General features: G+C 60.8%; 1 protein-coding gene. It reads right to left on the minus strand.

From position 1 onward, the window contains the following. On the minus strand, positions 1 to 196 hold a 196-nt coding region (locus F8561_RS00040), incomplete at its 3' end, for a plasmid mobilization protein (protein WP_192938244.1). Positions 197 to 664: the final 468 nt, after the last annotated feature.

Below are 664 nucleotides of genomic sequence, written 5' to 3' on the forward strand. Positions count from 1 at the left end.
GGCGGGCTATCTGGTTCAGGTTATTGCCCATGCCGGCAAGCTGGCGCAGCAGCGCCGGCGAGATTGAGGGGAGCTTTCCGGAACGTGCCGGCTTTTCGTCCAGGCAGGTCTGCCGCATCCACGCCGCCAGCTGCCTGCCGTCACAGCGCTCAAGCAGCCGCCGGTGCTCGTCCTCCGTCACCCACATGGTGAGCATCTTGTTCCGTTTCTCTGACAAACCGGTCTCCTGATAACGCCGGGACGGGCGGGAAAACCTTTCCCGGTCGGCACGGGGTTGGACAAGCCGCAGGCGCGTCAGGCTTTTGGCGGGTTTCGGGGCGCAGCCCTGAACCAGTCACGTAGCGCTAGCGGAGTGTATACTGGCTTAATATGTTGGCACGGATGAGGGTGTCAGTGAAGTGCTTCATGTGGCAGGAGAAAAAAGGCGGCACCGGCGCGTCAGCAGAATATGTGATACAGGATATATTCCGCTTCCTCGCTCACTGACTCGCTGCGCTCGGTCGTTCGGCTGCGGCGAGCGGTGCCGGCTTACAGGTGGGGCGGAAATTTCCTGGAAGATGCCAGGAAGGAACGTAACAGGGAAGCGAGAAGGCCGCGGCGAAGCCGTTTTTCCATAGGCTCCGCCCCCCTGACAAGCATCACGAAATCTGACGCTCAAATCAGT

This window comes from Enterobacter sp. 198 (assembly GCF_009025585.1).
In the GTDB taxonomy this organism is placed as follows: domain Bacteria; phylum Pseudomonadota; class Gammaproteobacteria; order Enterobacterales; family Enterobacteriaceae; genus Enterobacter; species Enterobacter ludwigii.